The organism is Caulobacter sp. GW821-FHT11E11 (genome assembly GCF_058808315.1).
This window is the reverse complement of record NZ_JBXARO010000003.1, coordinates 79,550-105,726: the sequence shown is the minus strand read 5'-3', so window position 1 is coordinate 105,726 and position 26,177 is coordinate 79,550. Positions and strand designations below refer to the sequence as shown.

General features: G+C 67.5%; 21 protein-coding genes. 5 read left to right on the top strand and 16 right to left on the bottom strand.

Annotation, left to right across the window (positions count from 1 at the left end; all coding sequences use genetic code 11):
* Positions 1-95 precede the first annotated feature (95 nt).
* From AC1RR5_RS07780 to AC1RR5_RS07765, 4 genes are read left to right on the top strand one after another with little or no spacing between them, the layout of a single operon-like run.
* The gene (locus tag AC1RR5_RS07780) at positions 96-1,277 is read left to right on the top strand and encodes an acyltransferase family protein (RefSeq protein WP_492920684.1); all 1,182 of its coding nucleotides are present in this window, start codon (positions 96-98) and stop codon (positions 1,275-1,277) included.
* Positions 1,228-2,859, top strand: coding sequence for a phytoene desaturase family protein (locus AC1RR5_RS07775; protein ID WP_492920683.1), 1,632 nt, complete (start codon positions 1,228-1,230; stop codon positions 2,857-2,859). The genes AC1RR5_RS07780 and AC1RR5_RS07775 overlap by 50 nt, the downstream gene beginning before the upstream one ends.
* Positions 2,856-3,995, top strand: a complete 1,140-nt coding sequence (locus tag AC1RR5_RS07770; RefSeq protein WP_492920682.1) for an aromatic ring-hydroxylating oxygenase subunit alpha — start codon at positions 2,856-2,858, stop codon at positions 3,993-3,995. Before AC1RR5_RS07775 ends, AC1RR5_RS07770 begins: the two co-directional genes overlap by 4 nt.
* The gene (locus AC1RR5_RS07765; protein ID WP_492920681.1) at positions 3,992-4,588 is read left to right on the top strand and encodes a TetR/AcrR family transcriptional regulator; all 597 of its coding nucleotides are present in this window, start codon (positions 3,992-3,994) and stop codon (positions 4,586-4,588) included. Before AC1RR5_RS07770 ends, AC1RR5_RS07765 begins: the two co-directional genes overlap by 4 nt.
* Positions 4,589-4,761: 173 nt before the next feature.
* Here AC1RR5_RS07765 and AC1RR5_RS07760 read toward each other — a convergent pair whose 3' ends face one another.
* From AC1RR5_RS07760 to AC1RR5_RS07735, 6 genes are all read right to left on the bottom strand, one after another.
* Positions 4,762-5,001 carry a hypothetical protein gene (locus tag AC1RR5_RS07760; RefSeq protein WP_492920679.1) on the bottom strand — a complete coding sequence of 80 codons (240 nt, stop codon included), beginning with the start codon at positions 4,999-5,001 and terminating at the stop codon, positions 4,762-4,764.
* Positions 5,002-5,140: 139 nt separating this feature from the next.
* Positions 5,141-6,418 carry a metal-dependent hydrolase family protein gene (locus AC1RR5_RS07755; RefSeq protein ID WP_492920678.1) on the bottom strand — a complete coding sequence of 426 codons (1,278 nt, stop codon included), beginning with the start codon at positions 6,416-6,418 and terminating at the stop codon, positions 5,141-5,143.
* On the bottom strand, positions 6,415-7,737 hold the full coding sequence (locus AC1RR5_RS07750; protein ID WP_492920677.1) for an amino acid permease: 1,323 nt from the start codon (positions 7,735-7,737) through the stop codon (positions 6,415-6,417). Before AC1RR5_RS07750 ends, AC1RR5_RS07755 begins: the two co-directional genes overlap by 4 nt.
* An 86-nt stretch (positions 7,738-7,823) precedes the next feature.
* Positions 7,824-10,208, bottom strand: a complete 2,385-nt coding sequence (locus tag AC1RR5_RS07745; RefSeq protein WP_492920676.1) for a TonB-dependent receptor — start codon at positions 10,206-10,208, stop codon at positions 7,824-7,826.
* A gap of 129 nt (positions 10,209-10,337) precedes the next feature.
* The gene (locus AC1RR5_RS07740; protein WP_492920675.1) at positions 10,338-12,359 is read right to left on the bottom strand and encodes a tetratricopeptide repeat-containing sulfotransferase family protein; all 2,022 of its coding nucleotides are present in this window, start codon (positions 12,357-12,359) and stop codon (positions 10,338-10,340) included.
* Positions 12,360-12,405: 46 nt separating this feature from the next.
* Positions 12,406-12,972 (bottom strand): SRPBCC family protein, encoded by a 567-nt coding sequence (locus tag AC1RR5_RS07735; protein ID WP_492920674.1) that lies wholly within the window; start codon positions 12,970-12,972, stop codon positions 12,406-12,408.
* An 86-nt stretch (positions 12,973-13,058) separates the two neighbouring features.
* Here AC1RR5_RS07735 and AC1RR5_RS07730 point away from each other — a divergent pair, with 86 nt between their 5' ends.
* Positions 13,059-13,658, top strand: coding sequence for a TetR/AcrR family transcriptional regulator (locus tag AC1RR5_RS07730; protein WP_492920673.1), 600 nt, complete (start codon positions 13,059-13,061; stop codon positions 13,656-13,658).
* Here AC1RR5_RS07730 and AC1RR5_RS07725 read toward each other — a convergent pair.
* The 10 genes from AC1RR5_RS07725 to AC1RR5_RS07680 form a co-directional block, all read right to left on the bottom strand.
* Positions 13,655-14,926, bottom strand: coding sequence for an NAD(P)/FAD-dependent oxidoreductase (locus AC1RR5_RS07725; RefSeq protein ID WP_492920672.1), 1,272 nt, complete (start codon positions 14,924-14,926; stop codon positions 13,655-13,657). The genes AC1RR5_RS07730 and AC1RR5_RS07725 overlap by 4 nt on opposite strands.
* Positions 14,919-16,316, bottom strand: coding sequence for a glutamine synthetase family protein (locus AC1RR5_RS07720; protein WP_492920671.1), 1,398 nt, complete (start codon positions 16,314-16,316; stop codon positions 14,919-14,921). Before AC1RR5_RS07720 ends, AC1RR5_RS07725 begins: the two co-directional genes overlap by 8 nt.
* On the bottom strand, positions 16,313-17,716 hold the full coding sequence (locus AC1RR5_RS07715) for an aspartate aminotransferase family protein (protein WP_492920670.1): 1,404 nt from the start codon (positions 17,714-17,716) through the stop codon (positions 16,313-16,315). Before AC1RR5_RS07715 ends, AC1RR5_RS07720 begins: the two co-directional genes overlap by 4 nt.
* Positions 17,717-17,853: 137 nt before the next feature.
* The gene (locus AC1RR5_RS07710; RefSeq protein ID WP_492920668.1) at positions 17,854-18,972 is read right to left on the bottom strand and encodes an ABC transporter ATP-binding protein; all 1,119 of its coding nucleotides are present in this window, start codon (positions 18,970-18,972) and stop codon (positions 17,854-17,856) included.
* Positions 18,969-19,826, bottom strand: coding sequence for an ABC transporter permease (locus tag AC1RR5_RS07705; RefSeq protein ID WP_492920666.1), 858 nt, complete (start codon positions 19,824-19,826; stop codon positions 18,969-18,971). Before AC1RR5_RS07705 ends, AC1RR5_RS07710 begins: the two co-directional genes overlap by 4 nt.
* Positions 19,823-20,743, bottom strand: a complete 921-nt coding sequence (locus tag AC1RR5_RS07700; protein ID WP_492921316.1) for an ABC transporter permease — start codon at positions 20,741-20,743, stop codon at positions 19,823-19,825. The genes AC1RR5_RS07705 and AC1RR5_RS07700 overlap by 4 nt, the downstream gene beginning before the upstream one ends.
* A gap of 119 nt (positions 20,744-20,862) precedes the next feature.
* A complete protein-coding gene (locus tag AC1RR5_RS07695; protein ID WP_492920665.1) occupies positions 20,863-21,957 on the bottom strand; it encodes an ABC transporter substrate-binding protein in 1,095 nt (364 codons plus the stop codon).
* Positions 21,958-21,990: 33 nt separating this feature from the next.
* On the bottom strand, positions 21,991-23,370 hold the full coding sequence (locus tag AC1RR5_RS07690) for a glutamine synthetase family protein (RefSeq protein WP_492920663.1): 1,380 nt from the start codon (positions 23,368-23,370) through the stop codon (positions 21,991-21,993).
* The gene (locus AC1RR5_RS07685; protein ID WP_492920661.1) at positions 23,367-24,728 is read right to left on the bottom strand and encodes an aspartate aminotransferase family protein; all 1,362 of its coding nucleotides are present in this window, start codon (positions 24,726-24,728) and stop codon (positions 23,367-23,369) included. The genes AC1RR5_RS07690 and AC1RR5_RS07685 overlap by 4 nt, the downstream gene beginning before the upstream one ends.
* Positions 24,725-26,176: an NAD-dependent succinate-semialdehyde dehydrogenase gene (locus tag AC1RR5_RS07680; RefSeq protein WP_492920659.1), complete on the bottom strand. Its 1,452-nt coding sequence runs from the start codon at positions 26,174-26,176 to the stop codon at positions 24,725-24,727. The genes AC1RR5_RS07685 and AC1RR5_RS07680 overlap by 4 nt, the downstream gene beginning before the upstream one ends.
* Position 26,177 lies beyond the last annotated feature (1 nt).

Here is a 26,177-nt window from a genome sequence, read left to right as displayed (position 1 = left end):
GGCATTCTCTTCACCCGCTCCGAAAAGGAAGCCGGTGCATTTCTGCACCCTTAGGTTAAGCTGCAGGCCTGTCGCGTCATGTGAAGGCTGTCTGGTTGAGTCGTGGGAGTATTGTTGAAGCCGAGGGCGCTCGGCCGCGCTATCCGGCGCTGGACGCGCTCAGGGCCGTCGCCGCGCTCTGTGTGATCGTCTATCACGCCGTTCTGCTGAACGGGATCGGCATCCCCCAGATCGCCAAGGTGTTCGTCTACCGGTTCGGGCTGGCCGTTCCGCTGTTCTACGCGCTGTCGGCGTTCTCGCTCGCGGTTGGCTACTATGGACGCCTGCGAGGGTTCGACGACCTGATCCGCTACGCGCTGCGGCGGTACTTCCGGATCGCGCCGCTGTTCTACGTCCTGGTCCCGATCTGGATCGCCGTGATGTGGTTCAGGGAGGGCCAGGCGACCACGCCGTTCGCCGTCTTCGCCAACCTGACGTTCCTGTTTGGCTTCATGCCGGGCCTCCACGAGAGCGTGGTCTGGGCCGGCTGGTCCATCGGCGTGGAGATGATCTTCTACGCCCTGCTGCCGCTTGTTCTTCTGGTCGCGCGCGGGGTCGGCTCCAGCCTCGCGCTCTACGCCGTCAGCCTGGTCGTCGCCGTGGCGTTCCAGGCCTGGATCGGGCCGAACGGAACCTATGGCTACATGAACATCGTCACGCACCTGCCCCACTTCATGGCGGGGTTGGCGGCTTTCCATATCCACCGGTCCGGCCTGCTGGACGGGCGTGATCGCCTGCGCGCGGCTCTGCTGCCCATAGGCCTGTCGATCTGGGCGGTGATCGCGGGGTTCAGGATCAGCCACCCGGTCGTCCGGAGCGTGGACGTCGAGCAGTACCTGATCGCCCTGGCCTTTCCGTGTGTGATCCTCTCGCAGCTGAAGCGGCCCAGCGCCTTACTGGTCAATCGCGTCGCCCTGTTCCTGGGCCGGCGCAGCTTCAGTCTTTATCTGCTGCACCCGCTGGTGATCGTCGCCACCGCGCCGCTGGTGGCGGCGATGACAGCGGCGCACGGGAATGCGGTCACGGTCGCGGCCGTCGTGGCGATGATCATCCTGCTGACCGTCGCCGCCGCCTCGATCACCTATCCGCTGATCGAAGCGCCCTTCATGCGGATCGGCGAGAGGGTCGCCACTTGCCTATTATACGATCGTATAGCAACCTCTCCTCCTGCTCTTGGGGAGAGACACAATGGCCGACACCACCAGCCGCGACGCGGTGATCATCGGCGGGGGGCATAACGGCCTCGTCTGCGCCTTCTACCTGGCCAAGGCGGGGTTGAAGGTCACGGTCTGCGAGGCGCGGAGCGTGGTCGGCGGGGCGGCGGTGACCGAGGAGTTCCACCCCGGCTTCCGCAACTCGGTCGCCAGCTACACGGTCAGCCTGCTGAACCCGCGCGTGATCGCCGACATGGGCCTGCACGGCTACGGCCTGACCTTCCTGGAACGGCCGATCTCGAACTTCCTGCCGATCAGCGACGACAAGTTCATCAAGCTGGGCGGCGGGCTGGAGCGCACCCAGGAGGAGTTCCGCAAGTACAGCCGCCGCGACGCCGAGGTGCTGCCGGCCTACTACGCCATGCTGGACGAGATCGGCGACGTGCTCCGCGACTTCGCCCAGGAGACGCCGCCGAACCTGGGCGACGGCCTGCCCGGCATGCTGCGAGCCCTGCGCCAGGGCGGGCGGCTGGCCTTCCTCTCCCGCGAACGCAAGCGCGACCTGCTGGACCTATTCACCAAGAGCGCTCGCGACGTGCTGGACGGCTGGTTCGAGAGCGACGCGGTCAAGGCGGCGTTCGGCTTCGACGCCGTGGTCGGCAACTTCGCCAGCCCCGACACGCCGGGGTCCGCCTACGTCCTGCTGCACCACACCTTCGGCGAGGTGAACGGCAAGAAGGGCGCCTGGGGCCACGCGGTCGGCGGCATGGGCTCAATCACGCAAGCGATGGCGAAAGCCTGCGAGGCGGCGGGCGTCGAGATCTTGCTGAACGCGCCGGTCGAGGGCGTCCATGTCAACGGCGACAAGGCCGTCGGCGTGCAGCTGGTCGACGGCCGCCAGATCATGGCTCCCATCGTCAGCGCCAACGTCAATCCGGCTCTGCTCTACAAGAAGCTGGTTCCGCCCTCGGCCCTGACCGCCGACTTCCGCAAGACGGTCGACGGCTACAAGAACGGCTCGGGCACCTTCCGGATGAACGTGGCGCTGTCGGAGCTGCCCAGCTTCACCTGCCTGCCGGGCCGCGAGACCGCCGAGCACCACCAGTCGGGCATCGTGATCGCCCCCAGCCTCGACTACATGGACGCCGCCTATCGTGATGCGAAAGCCGAGGGCATCAGCAAGGCCCCGATCGTCGAGATCCTGATCCCCTCGACCATCGACACTTCGCTGGCGCCTCCGGGCCAGCACGTGGCCAGCCTGTTCTGCCAGCAGTTCGCGCCGGAGCTGCCGAACGGCCGCAGCTGGGACGAAGTGCGCGAGGCGGCGGGCGACCTGATCATCGATACGGTCGATCAGTGGGCGCCGGGCTTCAAGGCCTCGGTGCTGGGCCGCACCCTGCTGTCGCCGCTGGACCTGGAGCGCAAGTTCGGCCTGATCGGCGGCGACATCATGCACGGCCACATGTCGCTGGATCAGCTGTGGGCCACCCGGCCCTTCCTGGGCAACGCCAGCCACCGCGCGCCCATCAAGGGTCTCTACATGTGCGGGGCCGGCACGCACCCCGGTGGCGGCGTCTCGGGCAATCCGGGCCGCAACGCCGCGCGCGAGATCCTGCGCGACAAGGATTTCGTCACGGCGGTGAAGCTGTCGGTGGTCGGGCGATGACCGCGATCTCCAACGAGGATCCGCAGGCTGACTGGGGACTGCCGGGTTGGATCTACGGCAACGAGCGCTTCTTCAAGGAAGAGCAGGAGAAGATCTTTCGCCCGTCGTGGCAGATCGTCTGCCACCTGAACGACATCCCCAAGCCCGGCGACTTCCACACCTTCGACTTCGTGGGCGAGAGCCTGGTCGTGGTGCGCGGCAAGGACGGCGGGGCGCGGGCGTTTGCGAACGTCTGCCGCCACCGGGGCGCGCGGCTGCTGGACGGGCCCGTCGGCCACTGCGGGCGGATCGTCTGCCCCTATCATGCCTGGACCTACGACCTGGAAGGCCGGCTGATCGGCGTGCCGATGCGCGACGACTATCCCGCCCTGCAGATGCACGAGCAGGGCCTGGCCAAGGTCGAGACCGAGATCTGGCGCGGCTTCGTCTTCGTGCGGATCGAGGGCGCCGGGCCCTCGGTGGCCACGATGATGGCCCCCTATGAGGACGAGGTCGCCCACTACCGCTTCGAGGAGCTGCAACCGTTCGGCCGCGTCACCCTGCGGCCGCGTGAGGTCAACTGGAAGAACATCAGCGACAACTATTCGGACGGCCTGCACATCCCGATCGCCCACCCCGGCCTGACGCGGCTGTTCGGCAAGGGCTACGGCGTCGAGGCCAAGACCTTCGTCGACAAGATGTGGGGCCAGCTGATCGACGAGCCGTCGCGCAATCCGTCCGAGCGGCTGTACCAGGACCTGCTGCCCGACGTTCCGCACCTGCCGGACGATCGCAAGCGCCTGTGGACCTACTTCAAGCTCTGGCCGAACTTCGCCTTCGACATCTATCCCGACCAGGTGGACTTCATGCAGTTCATCCCGGTCTCGGCCGAGAAGACCATCATCCGCGAGATCGCCTACGCCCTGCCCGACGAGCGGCGGGAGATGAAGGCGGCGCGCTATCTGAACTGGCGCATCAACCGCCAGGTCAATGCCGAGGACACCGAGCTGGTGGCCCGCGTGCAGCAGGGCATGGCGTCGCGGACCTTCACGGCCGGACCGCTGGCGACGAGCGAGGTGTCTCTGCGCAGCTTCGGCCGGAAGATGCGAGCGCTGGTTCCGGAGAGCCGACTGGAGCGGCCGCCGGAAGGATGGTGAGCCAGCCCCGCGCCGCCTTCACTCGCGAGACCCCCGACGTCCGCCGGCAAGCGCTGGTCGCCGCCGCCGAGATCGTGCTGGCTCGCGAGGGCGTCGGCGGGACCTCAGTGCGGACGATCTGCGCCGAGGCCGGCGTCTCGCCCGGGCTGCTGCGGCACTATTTCGAGGGCGTCGACGAGCTGATCGCCGCAGCCTACGAGGCCGTCAGCCAGCGGATCGATGCGGCGCTGGACGCGGCGCTGGCCACGGCGGAGCCGTCGCCGCGCGCGCGCCTCTTGGCCTATCTGACCGCCAGCTTCGCAGCTCCGGTGCTGGACCCGCAGTTGCTGGCGGCCTGGATCGGCTTCTGGTCGCTGGTGAAGACCAAGCCACGCATCGCCGCCATCCACGCGGCGTCCTATGCGGGCTTCCGCGCGCGGCTGGAAAAGCTGCTGGAACAGGCCGGCGCGCGCGACACGCGGCTGGCGGCCATCGCCCTGACGGCGACCGTGGACGGACTGTGGCTGGAGCTGTGCCTTGATCCGGCGACGTTCGGTCCGGACGAGGCGGCGCGGATCATCGCGCGCGCGCTGGAAAGCTGGCTTGGAGAATAGAACTCCGGTCTTCCCGACAATGCCGGTTCAGGGAGATATCGGGGCGCGCTGTCGTTGCAGCGCCAGATCCCACCACCCCAAACACCTCGGCGACCGGCTGCCGCCGGGAAGACCGGATGCCCCCTATTGGGCGGAGCGCGGTACGCAGCGCGCCCCAAAACTCAAACGCAAACTTAGGCCGCTGCAACCTGATGTGCAGCGCGATTACGGCCCCAAGAGGGCGTACGCACTTCGGCTTCCGACACGTGGACCTCGGCCTTGCGGCTTTGGGCGCGCATGTGGCGGGCCAGCAGCTGGGCCAGGGCCTCGGCCTCGTGTTGCGACGAATACGAACCAATCAGTTCGGCCGAGTCATTCCAGGTCACATGCCACACACCGGCGACCGGGCGGACGTAGTAGTGATTCTCGGTCATGAAGACCTCCTTGGACGTACTCAACGTGACGCTAACCACGCAGACATGACAGTTGTTTCGCTATCGCACAACAAAATTGCGCTGCGATGCACAATGCATGGTCCGGGCCAAGTCAGGCTGTGCAGTTATTCACCGCCGGTCACGGTTCATCCTTAACCATAGCGCCGCCCTTCATGACCTTGGGCACGCGGGTCAGGATCGAGACGTCCGCCAGCGGATCGCCGGCCACCGCGATCAGGTCGGCGTAGCAGCCGGCCGCGTCGCAGCCGACCTGGCCGGTCTTGTTCATCAGCTCGGCCGCCACGGTGGTCGCCGACTGGATCGCCTGCATCGGCGTCATGCCGTACTTGACCATGTAGGGCAGCTGGCGGCCGTTCAGCCCGTGCGGATAGACGCCGGCGTCGGTGCCGTAGGCGATCTTCACCCCGACCTTCACCGCCTTGCGGAAGCCGTCGCGCTGGGCCTGCGTGGTCTCGTAGTTCTTGCGCAGCGTTTCGGCGGGCCAGCCGTGGGCCTTGCCGTATTCGTCGATCCAGTCGCCGTCATAGATGTCGGCGACCAGGAACACGCCCTTGGCCTTCATCATGGCGATGGCCTCGTCGTCCATCAGCGAGCCGTGCTCGATCGAGCGCACCCCGGCCTTCATGGCGACCTTCATGCCGTTGGCCCCGTGGGCGTGGGCGGTGGCGTAGGTCCCGCGCTTGGCGGCCTCCTCGACGGCGGCGCGGATCTCGTCTTCGGAAAGCTCCAGCTGGCCAGGCTCGGTGCCGACAGTCAGCACCGCGCCGGTGGCGATCAGCTTCAGGAAGTCGGCCTTGTGAGCCAGGATGTTGGCGGCCTTGCGATGGGCGTCGGCGGCGTCCTCGACCACGCCCACCCGCATCTCGGCCGGGATGCCGACGTCAGCGGCGATGCCGGTGACCTCCCCGCCCCCGCCGGGCACGGTGATGTAGGCCCCAGCCACCGACATGCGCGGACCGGGCACCAGGCCGTTGTTGATCGCGTCGCGCAGGGCCACGTCGCCGAACGCCCGCCAGGTGCCGACGTCGCGCACGCTGGTGAAGCCGGCCATCAGGGTCTTGCGCGCGTGGTCGGCGGCGATGAACGACTGATAGGCGGCCGTGGTCAGCAGCGGCTCGGCGATGTTCTCGGTCTGCTCCTGGTCGACCAGGTGGGTGTGCATGTCGATCAGGCCGGGCAGGACGGTCAGCTTGGACCAGTCGGTGACGGGACCGTCCCCCGGTCCATTTGGCGCCGCGGCCTTCCAAGGCGTGACCGAAGTGATCTTCTCGCCCTCGATGCGGATCAGCTGGTCGGTCAGCACCTTGCCGGCCTGGGGATCGACCAGCTTGCCGGCGTGGACGTAACTGACCTGCCCGTTCGAAAGTGCGGAGGCCAGCAGCAGCGCGACGATCATGCGGAAATCTCCGGAACAGGACGCGCCGCACGGGCGGTCAGGAAGCGGACGGGCAGGCCGGCCAGCAGCAGCACGACGCCCCACAGGGTGGCCGAGGCGCCCGCGCCGTAGAGGGTCCAGATCGAATAGACCGCCGCCAGGATCGACAGCACGGTCAGCGGCATCGTGGCCGTCATCCGCTTCTGCTGCTGCAGACGCAGGGCCGCGCACGCGCTGAACAGATAGGTGAACAGGCTGGCCGAGGTGGCCAGCAGGGCGATGAAGGTAAAGAGGTCAGCCATCGACTTGGCGTAGTTCATCAGCACCAAGGCGGTCAGCAAGGCGCTGGACAGCACGTGGGCCCGCACCGGCGCGCCGCGCTTGCCGGCCTTGGCGAGAAAGGCCGGAAACACCCCGTCACGGGCCATGGCGTAGGGCATCTCGCCCTGCAGCAGCACCCAGCCGTTCAGGGCCCCGAAGGCGCTGATCGCGGCGAAGGCGGCCAACACCAGCCGCAGGTCGCCGCCGCCGTGATAGCCGACGAAGTCCGCGAACGGGGCGTTGGAGCCCTTCAGCAGATCGGCCGGCGACAGCAGCACCACCGCCGAGCAGACGACCAGATAGATCAGGCCGGTGAAGGCGGTGCCGTACAGGGTCGCGCGGGGAATGGTGCGGGTCGGGTCCTGCACCTTGTCGGCGGGCACGGTGGCCGACTCCAGGCCCAGCAGGGCCCAGAGCGTGAGCGTAGCGGCGGCGGTGATCGCCCCGGCCGACAGATGCGTGGGCTCGAACGGCGTCACCGCGGCTCCGCCCTTCTTGGCGAAGACGACGATGGCGAGGCCCGCCACGGCGACCAGCGGCAACAGCTTCAGGATGGTGGCGACCACCTGCAGCCGCCCGGCCGACTTGGAGCCCCAGCAGTTCACCGCCGTCAGGCCCCAGACCAGGGCGACCGTGACCAGGGCGTGCAGGCCCGGCGCCGTGGCGATGGCTGGCGCGAACACAGACAGATAACTGACGCAGCCGACCGCGATCGCCGCGTTGCCAACCCACATCGAGATCCAATAGGCCCAGGCGACCATGAAGCCGGCCGTCGGCCCGAACGCTTCCTGGGTATAGGCCAGCGGCCCGCCGGCGCGCGGAAAGGCCTCGGCCAGCTTGGCGAAGACGAAGGCCAGGCACAGCGCCCCGCCGATCGTCAGCATCCAGGCGATCACGGCGTTCCAGCCGTACGGCGCCAGCGAGGCCGGCAGCATGAAGACGCCCGAGCCGATCATGTTGCCCACGACCAGGGCCGTGCACATCCACAGGCCCAACGGGCGGGCGCTCGACGACGCCATGTTTCCCCCTAACGCGACAGACTGGGGCGGGTGACGAAAAAGGGGCGGCCCTTTGCGGACCGCCCCCTCTCACTCCCCACCACGAACTAGAACTCTTTCCCCACCTTGATCCCGACGGTGCGGGGCTGGTTCGGGACGATATAGGCCTGGGTTCCACAGACGCTCTCGGCGCATTCGGCGTAGCGGTTCAGGCTGGCCCGCTTGTCGAAGACGTTCTTGAGGTAGAGCTGCATCGACCAGCTGTCCTTGGACAGGCCGGTCGAGAAGTCGACCACCGAGTAACGGCCCTGCTTGCCGATGATCTCGCGCTCTTTGAGGCGCAGATCGGTCCAGTTCGAGGTCTGGCCCATGACCGCCACCTGCCAGAAGCCGTCATAGTCGGCGACTTGGTATTGGTAGCGGGCCGTGATGTTGGCCTTGAACTTGGGCGTGATCGGCAGGCGCGTGCCGTCCGGCGCTTGTGGGCCGTCAGGGAACGCCGTCGAGCCGACCGGGCAGGTCGTGATCGGCGTGCCCGCGCTGTCCGTCGCGCCGCAGTAGTTGGCGGTCAGCTTGGCGTCGGTATAGGCGGCCGAGGCGTTGAGCGTGAACCCGTCGACCGGCGCCCAGGTGATGTCGCTCTCGATGCCCTTGATGCGCGCCTGGTTGGCGTTCTTGATCTCGGTCAGGCCGTTGGCCCCCAGGATCGAGAACTGGAAGCCGCTCCAGTCCTCCATGAAGATCGCGCCGTTCCAGCGGAACGCCCCGCCCCACGAGGTCTTCCAGCCCGCCTCGTAGTTCTTCAGGTAGTCGGCCTGGTACGGCGGCAGGGTGCTGCGCCGGTTGATGCCGCCCGGCCGGAAGCCCTTCGAGTAGGTGGCGTAGACCAGCTTGTCGCCGTCGATCTTGTAGGTCAGCGTCACCTTCGGCGAGTTGCCGCTTTCCTTGGTGCCCTTGTCCAGGTTGGTGCAGGGCGAGCCCGCCACCACCGCCGCCTTGAAACAGGCCCGCTCGCCGGTCGAGCCGTAGCCCGTGCCGTAGCCGTAGAAGCCGACCAGGGTGTTGTGCGCCTTGAAGAAGCGGATGCCGGCGGTCAGCATCAGCTTGTCGGTGATGTCGTACTCGGCCTGGCCGAACACCGCCTTGTCGCGGTCGATCCGCTGTTGGGCGGTCAGCCAGATGGTGCCCACATAGCCCGGCACCGACAGGTCGCTGCCCAGGCCATCGATCTTGTAGTTCTGGAAGATGCCGTGCTTCTGCTTCTGGTAGAAGCCTCCGACCACGAACCGCAGCTTCTGGTCCTGCGGCGAAGCGATGCGGATCTCGTGGCTTTCCTTGCGATAGCGGTCGCGGCCCTGGATGTACTGCGACGGGTTCACCAGGTTGCCGGCGTTGTCGGTCCAGTAGAAGCCGTAGCCGACCTGGTCGTAGAAGTACGAGTAGTCGGTGTAGTCCTGGTTGGTCTCGTCGTTGCGCTTCAGGTACGAGCCCGAATAGGTGACGTCCAGGTTGGCCACCTGGCCCTCGATGGTCAGGGCCGCCTGGACCCACTTGTCCTTGCTGCTTTCCGGATAGAAGTGGGTGACCTTCAGGTCGCCGACCTGCGGGTCATAGGCGAACAGGCCGCCGACCTTCTGCACCTGGCCCATGACGCTGGGGGTGATCACCCAGTTGTCGTCCAGCTCGACCCGCAGGGCCGCGCGGCCGCCTTGGGTGTAGACGCGGTTGTAGTCCTTCCGCACCCGGGCGTTGTTGTTGATCGTGTAGTCGTTGGTCGGGTCGGTGTCGCCCCGATCGTAGGTGCGCGTGCCCGCCACGTTGTCGATATAGCCGGCGTCGCGGACGTCCCAGCCGACCGCGCGCACGGCGATCTTGTCCGACAGCGGAATGTTGACGAAGCCCTCGATCGTGTGGCCGGTCCCGCCGTGATCGACCTTGTTGCCCTCGATATCGACGCCGGCCGCGAAGCCGGCGGTCGAGGGTTTGTTGGTGATGATCCGCAGCGTGCCCGCCTGCGAACTGGCGCCGTACAGCGTGCCCTGCGGGCCGGCCAGGGCCTCGACCCGGGCGACGTCATAGACGTGGATGTCCAGGGCGCCCTGGATGGTGGTGACCGGCTGTTCGTCCAGATAGACGCCGACGCTGGGCAGCGAGCCCGAGTGGTTGCCGTCCCCGCCGCTGGCCACGCCGCGCATATAGACCTGGCCAAAGCCGGGACCGCTGGTCGTGAACGAGACGCTGGGCAGGTACTTCACATAGTCGACGAAGCTGGCGACCTGCAGCTGCTCAAGCTTCTCTCCCCCGAGCGCCTGGATGCTGACCGGAACGTCCTGCAGATTTTCTGACCGCTTCTGCGCGGTGACGACGACCTCCTCGAGAGCCGTCGTGGTTTGACTAGACTGGGCGTGAGCAACGCCGCTGAGCATGGAAGACGCGAGCAGGGCGGCGGCGAGGCCCCCTGTCTTTTTTAGACGAACCGATCCCGACGACATTAAGTCGCTCCCCTTGGCGGCTGATCGAACGAGGTTCGACCTGCCTCAGGGCCTCGGCAAGGTTGGAAATTTCGGTCTGTCGCCAATTCCTGTGAGTGTTGCAGAAATGGCAAGGTTTTGAGCAGCTGGTCAAATAACGGGCGAGTTGGGATAAGCGTCCAACACCGGGCCCAATGCCTGCTTGAGCGGGTCCAGATGCGATTCGAATTTCTGCCAGTGCTCGACGGCGTCCTTGAAGATCGGGCGCCGCACCTGCTCTGAACTGGCAGTGCGGACGGCGCGGTCGTTCTCGTGCGGCGACAGGCAGGCCTCTTCGAACGGTAGCCCGCAGTGGGCCAGCAGCGCACGGATTTCGGCTTCCGGATCGGCGATCATGTGCTCGTAGATCACCCGGTGCACACGGCCAGGCAGAACCGCATCGAAATGCGTCATCAGCTCGACGTAGTCGGCGTAGTAACGGCCGATGTCGGTCAGGTCGTAGCTGAACGCCTGCCCCCGCGCGAAGTGCTGCTTGAAGCCCGAGAAGCAGCAGCCCAGCGGATGGCGGCGGGCGTCGATGATCTTGGCGTTGGGCAGGATCAGGTGGATCAGCCCGGCGTGCGCGAAGTTGTTGGGCATCTTGTCGATGAAGAACGGCCTGTCCGTCTTCCGCTGGATACGGGTGCGCTCCAGGAACTCCTCGCCCAGGGCCTTGAGGTCGTCGGCGGAAAGGTCGGCCAGGCTTTCCGGATAGGTCGACTCGGCGCGGGTGGCGGTCTTGCCGCCCAGGCGACGGGCCATGACGATCAGGTCGGGCAGCTCCATGGTGCCCTCGACCATCGAGTGGCTGGCCAGGATCTGCTCCACCAGGGTCGAGCCCGAGCGCGGCAGGCCGACGACGAAGATCGGATCGGGAGCCTGCGACCCCTGCCCCGCCCGCGCGGCGAGGAACGCCGGCGTGAACACCGCCTTGGTGCGGGCGGTGTCGGAAGCATTCTCCTCCGGGTCGTAGTCCAGCTGCTTGCGCCGGATCGCGGCGCCGGCGGCGTAGTGCTCGAACGCGTCGTCCCACAGTTCCGCATCCTCGTGCGCCTTGCCCAAGGCGTAGCGCAGGTGCAGGCGGTCTTCGTCCGAGAGGTCCGGCGTTTCCAGGGCGGCGGTCATGGCCGCGAGATCCGCTTCGCTGAACTTGACGGTCTTGAGGTTGGCCAGGCTCCACCAGGCCTCGCCCAGGGTCGGCGCCTGCTCCAGCGCCCGGCGATAGGCCGCGACGCAGTCGGCCTGACGGCCCACGGTCTTCAGCGCATGGCCATAGCTCATCCAGCCCTTGGGTTGGTTGGGATAGTCGGCCAGCACCCGGTCGTAGACGGCGATGGCGCGGTCGTACTCGCCCAGGCGCGCCAGGATGGCGGCGTGCAGGTTGGCGTAGCCGGGATGGCGAGCGTCCTTGGCGGTCAGGGTCTCGATTTGCGCCAGGGCGTCGGCGTTCTTGTTCTGGCGATAGAGCATGGTCGCCAGGTTGTGCCGAGCGGCGGCGAAGTTCGGCGCCAGCTCCACACAGCGCGTCAGCAGGTTCTCGGCGTCGGCGTAGCGGCCCAAGCGGGCGCCGGTCTCGGCCAGCATGCGGATGGCGGCGACATCGCCGGGATCGGCCTTCAGCCGCTCACGCAGCAGCCCCTCGGCTTCGCCCAGCCGGTTGTCGGACAGCGCGGTGGCCGCCTCGACCAGGACCGGGTCGCGGGTGGAAGCACGCAACTGGCGGGCCAGGGCGCGCTCGGCGCCGGCCGTGTCGCCCAGCAGCTCCAGGCTCTCGGAGAGGCCGCGCCAGGCTTCCGACAGGCGCGGCTCCAGGGCGCTGGCCCGATCGAAGGCGCGGACGGCCTCGGCGGTGCGGCCTAGCTGTTCGAGGCTGAGGCCCAGCTCCAGCTGGGCCAGCGGCATGTTGGGCAGAGCGGCGGCCAACGGCGCGACGTTGTCCAGCGCGGCTTGCGGATCGCCCGACAGCCGCAGTCCGGCGGCCAGCAAACGGGTCGTGTCGGCATGGCGCGGCACGACCTCCAGGATCGCCCGCGCCTGCTCGACCGCCATTCGCGGATCGACCTCCAGCAGTCGTTCGGCATGATCGAGCGCTGCGGCGAGGCTCATGGCGGGCTGGGCGGTCGTGGACTCCATGCGCCGAGGAGAGCGGCTCCCCGGCGAAGGTGTCAATCGGGTGACGCTACTTGGCGAACTTCTTCTTCAGCTCCGCCAGGGTGTAGGCATTGCCCCACTCGAAGTGGCCGTAGACGGTCTTGGCCTCGGCGTTGTCGCCGTAGCCGGTGTTGGTCAGCCGCACCCGCGTACCGTCGGCGATCGGGGTGAACTCGATCACCGTCACGGTCTTCTGGAACTCACCCTTGCCGGCGAAGTTCTCCGGGGCCTGGACGTTGCGGATCACCAGCAGCTGGTCGGGGATAAAGGTGACGATCTGGTTCTTGATGTTGCCCGCATCGCCCGGCTTGGCCTTGGGGTCGTAGCTGGCCTCGATCATGCCGCCGGTGCGCAGGTCGACCTGGGCCATCGGCACCGCCCAGCTCTTGAAGCCGTCCGTCGTGGCGAAGGCCTCGAACACCGCTTTCGGCGGGGCGGGGATGTCCATCGACAGCTGCAGCGCCTTCTGGCCGGCGGCGTCGACATAAGAGGTGTTCGAGACGCCCGGGAAATCCTTCCAGCTGCGCGTCTGGGCGCTGGCGGTTCCCACGAGCGCCAGCAACGCGGCGGCCGCGATCATTGTCGATCGGATCATGCTTGCCCCTCCCCAGGGTCGCTTGAATGACCATTCAAGTGAAGCACGACTTGATCGACCATTCAAGCGTGATGCAAACTGCCGCCATGGCCCCTTCGAACCCGCTCGACACCCGCAGACGCATCCTGCTGACGGCGATGGAGCTGTTCGCCGCCAAGGGCTACGGCTCGACCTCGGTGTCGGACATCCTCTCACGATCCCAGGCCAACAGCGGCAGCCTCTACCACTTCTTCCCGGGCAAGCAGGACGTGCTGGTCGGGGTGCTGGAGATGTACCGCGACGGCATCCAGGAGATGCTGCTGGACCCCGCCTGGCGCGGGGTCGAGGACCCCGTCGAGCGCATCTTCGCCCTGCTGGCGGCCTATCGCGGCATGCTGCTGGAGACCGAGTGTCTGTACGGCTGCCCGATCGGCTCGCTGGCCCTGGAGATCCACGAGCCCGACCCGCCCGTGCGCGAGCTGCTGGCTCAGAACTTCATCAACTGGACCACCGCCATCGAAGGCTGCCTGAAGGACGTCGACCTGCGCCCCGGCACGGATTTGCGTGGCCTGTCGGAGTTCATCCTGACGACGATGGAAGGCGCGGTGATGCAGGCCCGCACCCACCGCGACATCGGCTTCTTCGACCGCAGCATCGCGCAGTTGCGCCAGCACATGGCGCTGCTGACGGCGAAGGCGCTGGCCTAGAGCCGGTCCCGCAGCGCGTACCAGCTGAGGCCCGCCACCGTCAGCGGCCAGCGCAGCAGCCGGCCGCCTGGGAACGGCGGGGTCGGCAGGCGGGAGATCAGCTCGACGCCGGCGGTCTCGCCTAGCGCCGCCTCGGCCAGAAGCTTGCCGACATAGGGCGCCAGCATCACCCCCTGTCCCGAATAACCCGAGGCCACGCGCACGCCCGGCGCAACCTCGCCGACGAACGGCATGCGGCTCATGGTGATGCCAAGGGTCCCGCCCCAGGCGTGGGTGATCGGGATGTCCTTCAGCCGCGGATAGACCTTGGCGAGGTTCTTCCGGACCATGCCGGCGATATCGCTCGGGAAGCCCGGTCGGTAGTTCTCGCCGCCGCCGAACAGCAGCCGGCCGTCGGCGGTCTTGCGGAAGTAGTTCACGACGAAGCGGCTGTCCGACACCGCCGCGTTCGAGCGGATGATCGTCTCGGCCACGTCTTCCAGCGGCGCGGTGACGGCGATGAAGTTGTTGATCGGCATGACCCGCGCGCGGGCCTTGCCGGCCATGGCGTTCAGCAAGCCGTCGCCGCTGAGGATCAGCTGGTCGCAGGTCACCCGGCCGGTCGCGGTCTCGACGACAATCTTGCCGCCCTCGCGTCGCCAGCTCTCGGCGCGAGTGTTCTCGTGGACCGTCGCCCCCGCCGCGATCGCTCGACGCGCCATGCCCAGCGCCAGGTTCAGGGGATGCACATGCCCGCCGCCGCGATCGACCAGGCCACCGTGATAGACATCCGTGCCCAGCTCGTCGGCGAGGTCGGCTTCGCTGATCAGCGCCAGCTGGTCGTAGCCGTAGCGGTCGGCCATCAGTGCGATGTAGGCCGCGTCCTCGGCCTCGCCGTTCGGCTTGTGCCGGGCGTGGACCATCCCCGGCCGCCAGTCGCAGGGGATGGTGTCGGTCAGGGTCTTGAAGTGGCTTCGCGCGTCCTCGGCCAGCCGCCACAGCGCCAGGGCGTCGTCACGGCCGACGGTCTTCTCCAGCCAAGCCTGGTCACGCCGCTGGCCGGTATGAACCTGCCCGCCGTTGCGCCCTGTGGCCGCGTAGCCGACGTGGCCGGCTTCCAGCACCACGACCTTGGCGCGGGAGGCCAAAGCCATCGCCGCGCCGAGCCCGGTGAAGCCCGCCCCGACGACACAGACGTCGGCGCTGACATCGCCGTCCAGCGGCGCCAGGTCGGGGTGGTCGTGGGCCGTGGCCGCGTACCAGTTCCCCGCGCCGTAAATCTCAGACATTCAGCAGCAGGAACTCCCGCTCCCACGGGCTGATCGTGCGCATGAAGGTCTCGTATTCGGCCTGTTTCACGCGGTCATAGGCCTGGCAGAAGATCGGCCCCAGGATCTCGACCAGCGGTTCGCACTGTTCGAACAGCTTCAACGATTCCGTCAGGCTGCGCGGCAGTTGCACGCCGGCGACGCTGGCGTCGGTCTCGACCGGATCGCTGGGCGTCAGGCCCTGGGTCATGCCCAGATAGCCGGCCGCCAGCGACGCGGCGATGGCCAGGTACGGATTGGCGTCAGACGAGGGAATGCGGTTTTCCAGCCGTCGGTTGGCCGGGTCGGACGGCGGCACCCGCAGCCCGCAGGTGCGGTTGTCGTAGCCCCATTGCGTGTTGACCGGCGCGCCCGAGTCCTTGGCGATCCGGCGATACGAGTTCACGTACGGCGCCAGTATGGCCATGATCGCCGGCAGATAGGTCTGCTGCCCGCCGATGAAGCCGTGGAACAGCGCCGTCTCCTCGCCCTTCTTGTCCGAGAACAGGTTCTTGCCATCCTTGTCGACGATCGACTGGTGGATGTGCATGGCGCTGCCGGGCTCGCTGGCCATCGGCTTGGCCATGAAGGTGGCGTAGATTTCGTGCTCCAGCGCCACCTCGCGGATGGTGCGCTTGAACATGAACACCTGGTCGGCCAGCTCCAGCGGATTGCCGTGCCGCAGGTTGATCTCCATCTGCGCCACGCCGCTTTCGTGGATCAGGGTGTCGATCTCCAGGCCCTGGCGCTCGGAGTATTCGTACATGTCCTCGAACAGCGCATCGAACTCGTTCACGGCGCTGATCGAATAGCCCTGCCGGCCCGTCTCCGGACGTCCCGAACGGCCGATCGGCGGCTTGAGCGGGTAGTCCGGGTCGGTGTTCTTGTCGACGAGGTAGAACTCGATCTCCGGAGCCACGATCGGCACCCAGCCCTTCTCGGCATACAGCGCCAGCACCCGCCGCAGCACTTGGCGCGGGGCTTCCTCGACGGGACGACCGTCTGGGTGGAAGGCGTCGTGGATCACCTGGGCCGTCGGGTCCTGCGCCCACGGCACCGCCGCGAGCGTGGCGAAGTCCGGGGTCAGGAAGATGTCGGTGTCCGACTGCACCGCGCTGACCGCGCCCTCGAACTCAGGGAAGTCGCCGGTGATGGTCTGGTAGAACACCGCCAGCGGCAGGTTCATCGAGGGCGTCCCCAGGAACTTGCGCACCGGCATGATCTTGCCGCGCGCCACGCCGGCCAGATCGGGCACCACGCACTCGATCTCCTCGATGCTCTGGCGCGAGAACCAGGCCTGGGCCTCTTCCAGCGACGAGACGCCACGGTTCAGCGTCGTCTCGCGCTTGGCCTTGTTGTGCTTCGGTTTCATGCCGCGGCCTCCGATTTCAAGGCGCGGAGCACGGGCTCGGCCTCGTCCAGAGACTGACGGATGATGGCGACAAGTTTGTCGATCTCGGCGTGGGTGATGATCAGCGGCGGGCAGCAGACGATGCTGTCGCGAATGGCGCGGACCATCAGGCCGTTCTTGATGCACAGGTCACGGACGATCGGACCGGCCTCGCCCTCCTTGTCGAGGAAGCGATGGTTGGTCCCTTTCTCGCGGACGATCTCGACGGCGCCGATCAGGCCTAGCGAGCGGGTCTCGCCGACCAGCGGGTGCTCGTTGAGACTGGCCAGCGCCTTGGCCAGATACGGCCCGGTGTCGTCGCGGGTGCGCTCGATCAGGCTCTCGCGCTCGAGGATCTCGATGTTCTTCAGCGCCACGGCCGCGCAGGTCGGGTGGCCCGAATAGGTAAAGCCGTGGATGAAGTCGCCGCCCTTCTCGCGCAGCTCGGCGACGATGTGGTCGGCCACGCCCACGGCCGAGATCGGCAGGTAGCCGGAGGACAGGCCCTTGGCCATGGCGATCAGGTCCGGCTTGATGCCGTAGTGCTGGTGGCCGAACCACTGGCCTAGGCGCCCGAAGCCGCAGATCACCTCGTCGCAGACCAGCAGGATGCCGTACTTGCGGCACAGCGCTTCCACCGCCGGCCAATATCCGTCGGGAGGGATGATCACCCCGCCCGCGCCCTGCACCGGCTCGCCGATGAAGGCCGCGACGTTCTCGGGACCGACCTCCAGGATCTTGTCCTCGATCTCCTTGACCGCGCGGTCGCGGAAGGCGGCCGGGTCCTCGCCGAAGCCGTCGCCGAACGGGTACGGCTGCATGACGTGCTCGACGCCCGCGATCGGCAGGTCGCCCTGCTTGTGCATGTGCTTCATGCCGCCCAGCGAGACGCCGGCCACGGTCGAGCCGTGATAGGCGTTCCAGCGGCTGATGAAGACCGTCCGCGACGGCTGCTCCTTGAGCTTCCAGTAGTGACGGACCAGGCGGAAGACCGTGTCGTTGGCCTCCGACCCCGACGAGTTGAAGAAGACGTGGCTCAGGTGGCCACCCATCTTCTCGGCGATCTTGGCCGCCAGGGTCACGGTTGGCGGCGTCGCGGTCTTGAAGAACGTGTTGTAGTACGGCAGCTCCAGCATCTGCTCGTAGGCCGCGTCGGCCAGCTCCTTGCGGCCGTAGCCGACATTGACGCACCACAGGCCGGCCATGCCGTCCAGGATCTGGTGACCCTCGCCATCGTGGATGTAGACGCCGTCGGCGCGGGTGATGATCCGGCTGCCGCCCAGCTCGGCGATGACCTTGTGATCGGCCTGGGCTGGCAGGTGGTGGGCCAGGTCCAGGCGCTTGAGCTCGGCGATGTCGTGGTTGCGGATCGGGACGGTCATGACGCTTTCCCTGCTTTCACTCTTATTCCGCTCATCCCCGCGAAAGCGGGGACCCAAGCGGTGTTTGTTGTTTCGCTGGAGCACTCGCCGCCAGCTCGGCTTGGGTCCCGCTTTCGCGGGGATGATCGGTGTAGGGGCTAGGACAACAACACCGCCGGCGAGCAGGCGTGCCAGCACAGCCAGACGGTCTCGCCCAGCTTGAAGTCTTCCTGGTCCCAGCGGGTCAGGTTCGAGCGCTGGACCTTGATCCGGCGCCCGCCCTTGATCTCGACCTCGTAGGTCGAGGAGCCGCCCAGATAGGCCTCGTGCTTGATGACGCCGGCGATGGCGTTGGTCCCTTGCGGGCAGTCGCCGAGGTTGGGCGGGACGTCGCCGTCCTTCTTGTGCAGCTCGATCTTCTCGGGACGGATCGCCGCCCACACCGTGCCGCCTCGCGCGCCGGTGACGCCGTGGTCCAGGAAGATGTCGACCGGCAGGTCGGGCGAGCGGATCACCGCGTGGCTGGGCTCGTCGACGGCCAGCACGCCCTCGAACAGGTTCACCTGGCCGATGAAGTCGGCCACGAACCGGCTGTTGGGGAACTCGTAGAGGTCGTTGGGCGAGGCCACCTGCTGCAGCAGGCCCTTGCTCATCACCGCGCAGCGGGTCGCAAGCGCAAGAGCCTCGTCCTGGTCGTGGGTGACCATGATGAAGGTGATGCCGACCTTCTCCTGCAGGGTGCAGAGCTCGGTGCGCATCTGCTCGCGCAGCTTGGCGTCCAGGGCCGACAGCGGCTCGTCCAGCAGCAGCACGCGCGGACGTTTTACAAGCGCCCGAGCGAGCGCAACGCGCTGGCGCTGGCCGCCCGACAGCTGGTCGGGCTTGCGGCCGCCATAGCCGCCCAGCTGCACGAGGTCCAAGGCCTCCTCGACGCGGCGGTCGCGCTCGGCCTTGCCGACCTTGTCGACCACCAGGCCGTAGGCGACGTTGTCGGCCACGGTCATGTGCGGGAACACGGCATAGGACTGGAACACCATGTTCACCGGCCGCTTGTTGGGCGGCACGTTGGAGATGTCCTCGCCGTCGATCAGGATGCGGCCCTCGGTGGGGGTCTCGAAGCCGGCCAGCATGCGCAGCAACGTGGTCTTGCCACAGCCCGACGGTCCGAGCAGGGCGAAGAACTCGCCTTCGGTCACGGTCAGCGAGACGTTGTCGACGGCGGCCACCTTGCCGAAGCGTTTGGTGACGTTCTCGAAGGTGATGATCGGCTTGCTCATTTAGCGTCCCCCGCCCCGTGGCCAGCCGTGGCCGCCGGGTCCCCCTGCAGTTTCAGCGCCGCCGCGGTCAGCAGCACGGTCAGCACGATCAGCACCGTCGAGGCCGCATTGACCTCAGGCGTCACCGAGAAGCGGACCATCGAATAAACCTTCACCGGGAAGGTCACGGTGTCGGGACCGGCGGTGAAGAAGGTGATGACGAAGTCGTCCAGGCTCAGCGTGAAGGCCAGCAGCGCGCCGGCCACCAGCGACGGGGCCATGTGCGGCAGGATCACGTCGCGGATGGTGCGGAACTCGCCGGCCCCCAGGTCGCGGGCCGCCTCCTCCATCTCGCGGTTGAAGCTGGCCATGCGGGCGCGCACGACCACCGCCACGAACGGGAACGAGAACGACACGTGGGCGATGATGATCGCCCCCAGGTTCAGCGGCCACGGCAGGTCCTGCGGCCAGGGCATGACCCGGGCGAAGAACACCAGCATGGCCACGCCCATGCAGATCTCGGGCACGACGATCGGCAGGGCCAGCGCGCCGTCCAGGACCGTCTTGCCGGGGAAGCGGAAGCGCCACAGCACCAGCGCCGCCGCCGCGCCCAGGAACAGGCTGACCACGGTCGACACCGCCGCGATCGTCAAGCTGTTGCCGAACGCCTCCAGCAGCGCGGAGTCGTTGAACAGCTTGTCGTAATATTTGAGCGTGAAGCCCTTCCAGACGATGTTGCGCTTGCTGTCGTTGAAGCTGAACACCATCAGCGCGATCAGCGGCGCGTAGAGGAAGATCCCCACGGCGGCCAGCCAGGCCTGCATCTGCCAGCGGCGCAGGTATTCGAGGGGGCCCGGAGCGGAGCGCTTGCTCATGCCTTGGCCTCCGGCGTGCGCTTGGCCAGCAGCGCCTGGATCGCGATGGCGATGAAGGTCAGGTACATCAGCACGAACGACATGGCCGCGCCGAAGGGCCAGTCGTTGGCGCGCTTGAACTGGCGCTCGATGACGTTGGCGATCATCTGGCTGTCGGGCCCGCCCAGCAGGTCGGGCGTCAGATAGGCGCCCAGGGCCGGGATGAAGGTGATCAGCACGCCCGAGGCGATGCCCGGCAGGGCCAGGGGCACGACCACCTTGAACAGGGTCCGCAGATGCCCCGCGCCCAAGTCGAGACTGGCTTCCAGCAGCGACTTGTCCAGGCGATCCAGGGCCGAATACAGCGGCAGCACCATGAACGGCAGGTGCACGTAGACGAGCCCCAAGATCACCGCGAAATTGTTGTGCAGCAGCTCGAGAGGCTGGAAGTCGCCGAGGGGTTGGAGGCCGACCAGGGCCGCGAAGGTCCCGCCGCCCTTCCACAGCCACTCCAGGCCCTGGTTGACGTAGCCCTCGGTGCGCAGCACGGCGATCAGGGCGTAGGTGCGGATCAGGAGGTTCGTCCAGAACGGCAGCATGATCAGCAGCAGCAGCCAGGTCTTGGCCTTGTCGGAGGCGAAGGTGATGGCCAGGGCCACCGGGAAGCCGATGACCAGGCACAGGCCCGTGGTCAGCCCCGCCACCCAGGCCGATTTCAGGAAGATCTTCAGGTATAGCGGCTCGATCGCCCGGGCGTAGTTGCTGAACGTGCCGCTGATGGCGATCTCGGTCAGGCCGGCGTTGTGGCCGAAGCTGTAGGCCCAGACGATCGCCATCGGCGCGAGGAAGAACAGCACCAGCCACACCAGCGGCGGTCCCAGCGCCGCGGCGAAGACGGCTTTCGCCTGTTTCCAGGATTGTTCCATGGAGTTCTCCAGATCCTCCCCCTAGCGGGGGAGGTGTCGCCGCAGGCGACGGAGGGGGAAGAAGCCGGATCGCCCGCTCGTCCCCCTCCGGTCTTCGGCCGCCTCCCCCCGCTAGGGGGAGGATTTCCCGCTTAAGCCGCCCGCACCCGCGTGATGACTTCCTCGTACAGGCTGGCCTTTTCGGCCCCTTCGAACGCCCCGTACTCGCACTTGGCCATGACGTCGGCCGGCGGGAAGATGACCTTGTTGTTGCGGTACTCCTCCGGCATCAGCGCCTTCGCGGCCGCGTTGGGGGTCGGGTAGAGGATCGTCTTGGTGATCTCGGCCCCGACCTTGGCGTCCAGCAGGTAGTTGATGAAGGCATGGGCGTTGTTCGGACGCGGCGCCCCCTTGGGGATGCACAGGGTGTCGCTGTTGATCAGCGAGCCTTCCTTGGGCACCACGAAGTCGATGTCCGGGTCGTCCTTCATCACCTGGGCGATGTCGCCGTTATATTCGAGGACCAGGTCGACCTCCTTCGACACCAGCAGATCCTGGCCGTTGTCGTCGTGGAAGGCCTTCACGAACGGCTTCTGCTTGATCAGCATCTGCTCGATCTTGGGGATCATGTCGGCGGGGATGTCGTTGACCGAGTGGCCCAGATACTTGGCCGCCAGGCGCACCAGGTCGGCGCTTTCCGACAGCAGGGCGATGCGGCCCTTGTACTTGTCGCTGTCGAACAGCCACTTCCAGCTGTCGGGAACCCCGTCGACCTTGCTCTTACGATAGCCAATGCCCAGCAGCAGCCAGGTGTAGGGCATCGAGTACTTCCGGCCCGGATCGAAGTCCGGGTTCAGGAAGGACGGATCCAGGTTCTTGATGTTCGGGATCTTGGCGTGGTCCAGCGGCTCGAGCATGCCGGCCTGGCCCATGCGGGTGACGAACTCGTTCGACGGCACGATCACGTCGAAGCCCGGATTGCCCGCCTTGAGCTTGGCGAACAGTTCGTCGTTGGTCGCGAACAGGCTCATGTTCACGTCGACGCCGGTGGCCTTCTTGTAGTCGCCCAGCGTGGTCTCGCCGATATAGGTGTCCCAGTTGTAGAAGTTCAGCTTGGGCTCTTCGCCGCCGGCCGTCGTGGCCTTGGGTTTCTCGCCGCAGGCCGTGAAGCTGAGGCCGATGGCCGCCGCCCCGAAGGCCGTCAGAAGCGAGCGCCGCGAGGCCCCGCCGTTCCTGTATCCGCTCATCCGAAACTCCCTCTTGTTTCGTTGCAGTTGTTGTCAGGCGTTACGCAGATACCAATCGAAATCGAGCTCGGTGACGACCTCGAAGAACCGCGCCTGTTCGGTACGCTTCACCGAGACGAACATGTCCACGAAGCGGTCGCCCAGATAGTCGCGCAGCACGTTGGACTTCTCGAACAGGTCCACCGCCGCGAACCAGTTGGCTGGCAGCCGCGACTTCTCCTTGGCCGCCGCCGCATAGCCGTCGCCGACCACCGCCGGGCCCGGATCGATCTTGTTGGTCAGGCCGTGGTGGGCGCTGGCCAGCAGCACGGCCATCACCAGGTACGGATTGCCGTCGGCGCCGGCCACGCGGTGCTCGACATGGCGCGTCGGGGCCGGACCGGCCGGGACGCGCAGGCTGACAGTGCGGTTGTTGACGCCCCAGGTCGCGGCGACCGGCGCGTAGCTGTTGGCCTTGAAGCGGCGATAGCTGTTGGCGTTCGGCGCCAGGATGGCCATGCCCTCGCCCAGCAGCACCTTCATGCCGCCGATAGCGTGCTTCAGCATCGCCGAGCCCTCGGTGTCCTCGGCGGCGCACAGGTTGTTTCCGTCCTTGTCGTTGAAGCTGACATGGACGTGGAAGCCGTTGCCCGCGCGGTCGGCCCAGGGCTTGGCCATGAAGGTCGCCTCGCAGCCGTGGCGCAAGGCGACGCCCTTGGCCATGCGCTTGTACAGCAGGGCGTCGTCGCAGGCCCGCAGGGCGTCCGGCTTGTGCTTCAGCGTCAGCTCGACCTGGCCCGGCGCGAACTCCGAGATCGCGCCCTCCAGCGGCACGCCGATCACGTCGGCGGTGTCCCACAGCTCGCGCAGGAACGGGGCGTGGGCCTCCAGCTCGGGCAGGCCGTAGACCTGGATGCCGCTGGGGCGCAGGCCGGTCTGCATCGACTTGGCCGGCAGCAGCTCGCCGCTCGGGCCGCGTTCCAGATCGACCAGGTAGTATTCCAGCTCGCAGGCGGCGACCGGCGTCAGGCCATCAGCGGCGTAGCGGTCCAGCACCCGCTGCAGCACGTGGCGCGGGTCCAGATCGTTGGGCGTGCCGTCCAGCTCGTACAGCGACAGCATCACCTGGGCGACGTCGGGGCCGAGCCACGGGGCCAGCGTCAGGGTGCCGGGCACCGGCCGCGCGCGACGGTCGGCGTCGCCGTCTTCCCAGACGAGGCCCGTGTCCTCGCAGTCGGCGCCCAGGGTGTCGACCACCAGGATCGAGCCCGGCAGGAAGCGGCCGTATTCGTAGATCGCCTCCAGCTCATGCACCCGCAGCCGCTTGCCGCGCGGCACGCCGGTCATGCTGGTGAAAAACACGTCGACGAACCGCACCTGCGGGTTCGCCGCGAGAAAGTCCCGGCATTCCTGGATGTCGGCTACAGCGCTCATGCGTCCCCCATCGCCGCCGCGAAGCCGTCCACGGCCGCGACAAGCCGGTCGATCGCCGCGTCGTCGGTGACGGGCGAGACCAGCATCATGTTGTGGAAGGGCGCGATCAGAACGCCCCGGTTGATCAGCCACAAGTGCAGCGCTTCCACCGCCTCGTGGTCCAGCACTTTCCGCATCTCAGCGGCATTCTTCGGTGGAGGGTTGGCGAAGACCAGTTCAACCCGCGCGCCGACATGGGCCACCGACCACGGCAGGCGACGCGCGGTGATCACGGCTTTCAGGCCAGCGACCAAACGCTCCGCGCCGGCCAGCATCTTCGCGTAGGCCGCTTCGGTCATCACCTCGGACAACATGGCGCGCATGGCGGCCATCGCGAGCGCATTGCCCGAGAGCGTGGTGCCGATGCCCGACTGGCCTGGACCGATCCGCGCCTGGGCTTCGTCCATCCGGGCGGAGAGCTCGGCGGTGACACCCCAGACAGCGGCCGGCACGCCGCCGGCGACGGCCTTGCCCAGGACGAAGACGTCGGGCTCCAGGGCGTAGGCTTTGGTGTAGCCACCGGGGCTCGTCGAGATGGTGTGGGTCTCATCGACGACCAGCAGAGTCCCGGCGTCGCGGGTCAGCTGGCGCAGGGCGTCATGGAAGCCGGGCTCGGGCAGGATCATCCCGCAGTTGGTCATCACCGGCTCGGCCAGAACGGCGGCGACGTCGCCGGGCGCGAGGGCCGCTTCCAGCGCGGCGAGATCGTTGAACGGCACGACGCGGGTGGTGGTCGTCAGGTCGTGAACCTGGCCCAGCAGGCCCGGCTTCATCACACCTTCGCCGTCCTTCAGCACTACGAAGGCGTCGTCGACCATGCCATGATAGCAGCCGTCGAACACCAGCACGACCGGCCGCCCCGTCACTGCCCGCGCCCAACGGATCGCCGCGCGGTTGGCGTCGCTGGCCGTGGTCGCCGTTTGCCACAGCGGCAGGCCAAAACGCTCGGCCAGCAGCTTGCCGACGATCACCGCCGAGGCGGTCGGCAGCATGAACCCGGCCCCGCGCTTGATCTGGTCGGCGACCGCAGTCGCCACCGAGGCGTCACCGTGCCCGAACATCGACGGCGTGTCGCCCAGGCAGAAGTCATCATAGAGCTTGCCGTCGACATCGGTGACCTGCGCGCCGACGCCTTGCGCGGCGAAGATCGGCGACGGTGACGCCCAGTCGTTCATCCAGTGCATCGGCGCGCCGCCGCGCCAGACGCCGGCCGCGGCCTTGGCCATCGCCGCCGAACGCGGATGCTCGGCCGTGAACCGCGCGCGCTCGGCGGCGATCAGGTCTGACAGTCCGTTACGGGCGGCGACGGCCAGGCTCATGCGACCCCGCCGAAGCAGAGGTACTTGGTCTCCAGATATTCATCGAGGCCCTCGGACGCGCCCTCGCGGCCCAGCCCCGATTCCTTGACGCCGCCGAACGGCGCGACCTCGGTCGAGATCAGGCCTTCATTGATGCCGACCATGCCGGCTTCGATGGCCTCGGCCACGCGCCAGCAGCGGCCAACGTCGCGGCTGTAGAAATAAGCCGCGAGACCAAAAGGCGTGGCGTTGGCCAGCTCGATCGCCTGCTCTTCGGTGTTGAACTTCACGATCGGCGCGACGGGGCCGAAGATCTCCTCCTGGAACAGGCGCATGTCCGGCGTCGCGTCGCTGAGCACGGTGGGCTGGTAGAAGAGGCCGCCCAGGTCGTGACGCTCGCCGCCCACGACGACTTTCGCGCCACCCTGTACCGCCTCGCGCACCAGGCTCTCGACCTTGGCGATGGCCTTGTCGTTGATCAGCGGGCCGATCGTCACGCCCTCGCCCGTGCCCGGTCCGACCTTGAAGGCCGCGACCTTCTCGGCCAGCCGCGCGACGAAGGCGTCGTGGATGCCGGCCTGGACGATCAGGCGGTTGGCGCAGACGCAGGTCTGGCCGGTGTTGCGGTACTTGCTGGCGATGGCCCCGTCGACGGCGGCCTCCAGATCGGCGTCGTCGAAGACGATGAAGGGCGCGTTGCCGCCCAGCTCCAGGCTGAGCTTCTTCATCGTGCCAGCGCACTGCTGGTAGAGGATCTTGCCCACCGGCGTGGAGCCGGTGAACGACAGCTTGCGCACCCGGGCATCGTCGCACAGCGCCTTGCCGATGGCGCCGCTGTCCTTGCCGGTGACGACGTTCAGCACGCCCGCCGGCACCCCCGCCTCGACCGCCAGCCGGGCGATGGCCAGGGCGCACAACGGCGTCTCGGCGGCCGGCTTGACTACCACCGTGCAGCCGGCGGCCAGGGCCGGGCCGACCTTGCGGGTGATCATGGCGATCGGGAAGTTCCACGGCGCGATGGCCGCGCAGACGCCCACGGGCTGCTTGATCGAGGCCAGGCGCTTGCCCGGCATCGGCGAGGGAATGGTGTGGCCATAGGCGCGCTTGGCCTCGTCGGCGAACCAGTCGACGAACGCCGCGCCATAGGCCACCTCGCCCTTCGACTCCGCCAGCGGCTTGCCCTGCTCGGCGGTCATCAACCGGGCCAGGTCATCGGCGCGGGCGAGCATCAGGTCGCTCCACTTGCGCAGGATCGCCCCGCGCTCCTTGGCGGTCTTGGCGGCCCAGGTCGGGAAGGCCCGGTGCGCGGCCTCGATTGCCACCCGCGTCTCGCCCGCGCCCAGGTCAGCGACGTTGGCGATCACCGTCCCGTCGGCGGGGTTCAGCACCTCGAAGGTGGCGTCGCCCTCGATCCAGAGGCCGTCGATGAAGGCTTCGGTTTCAACGAGATTCAGGGACTTGCTAGTCATG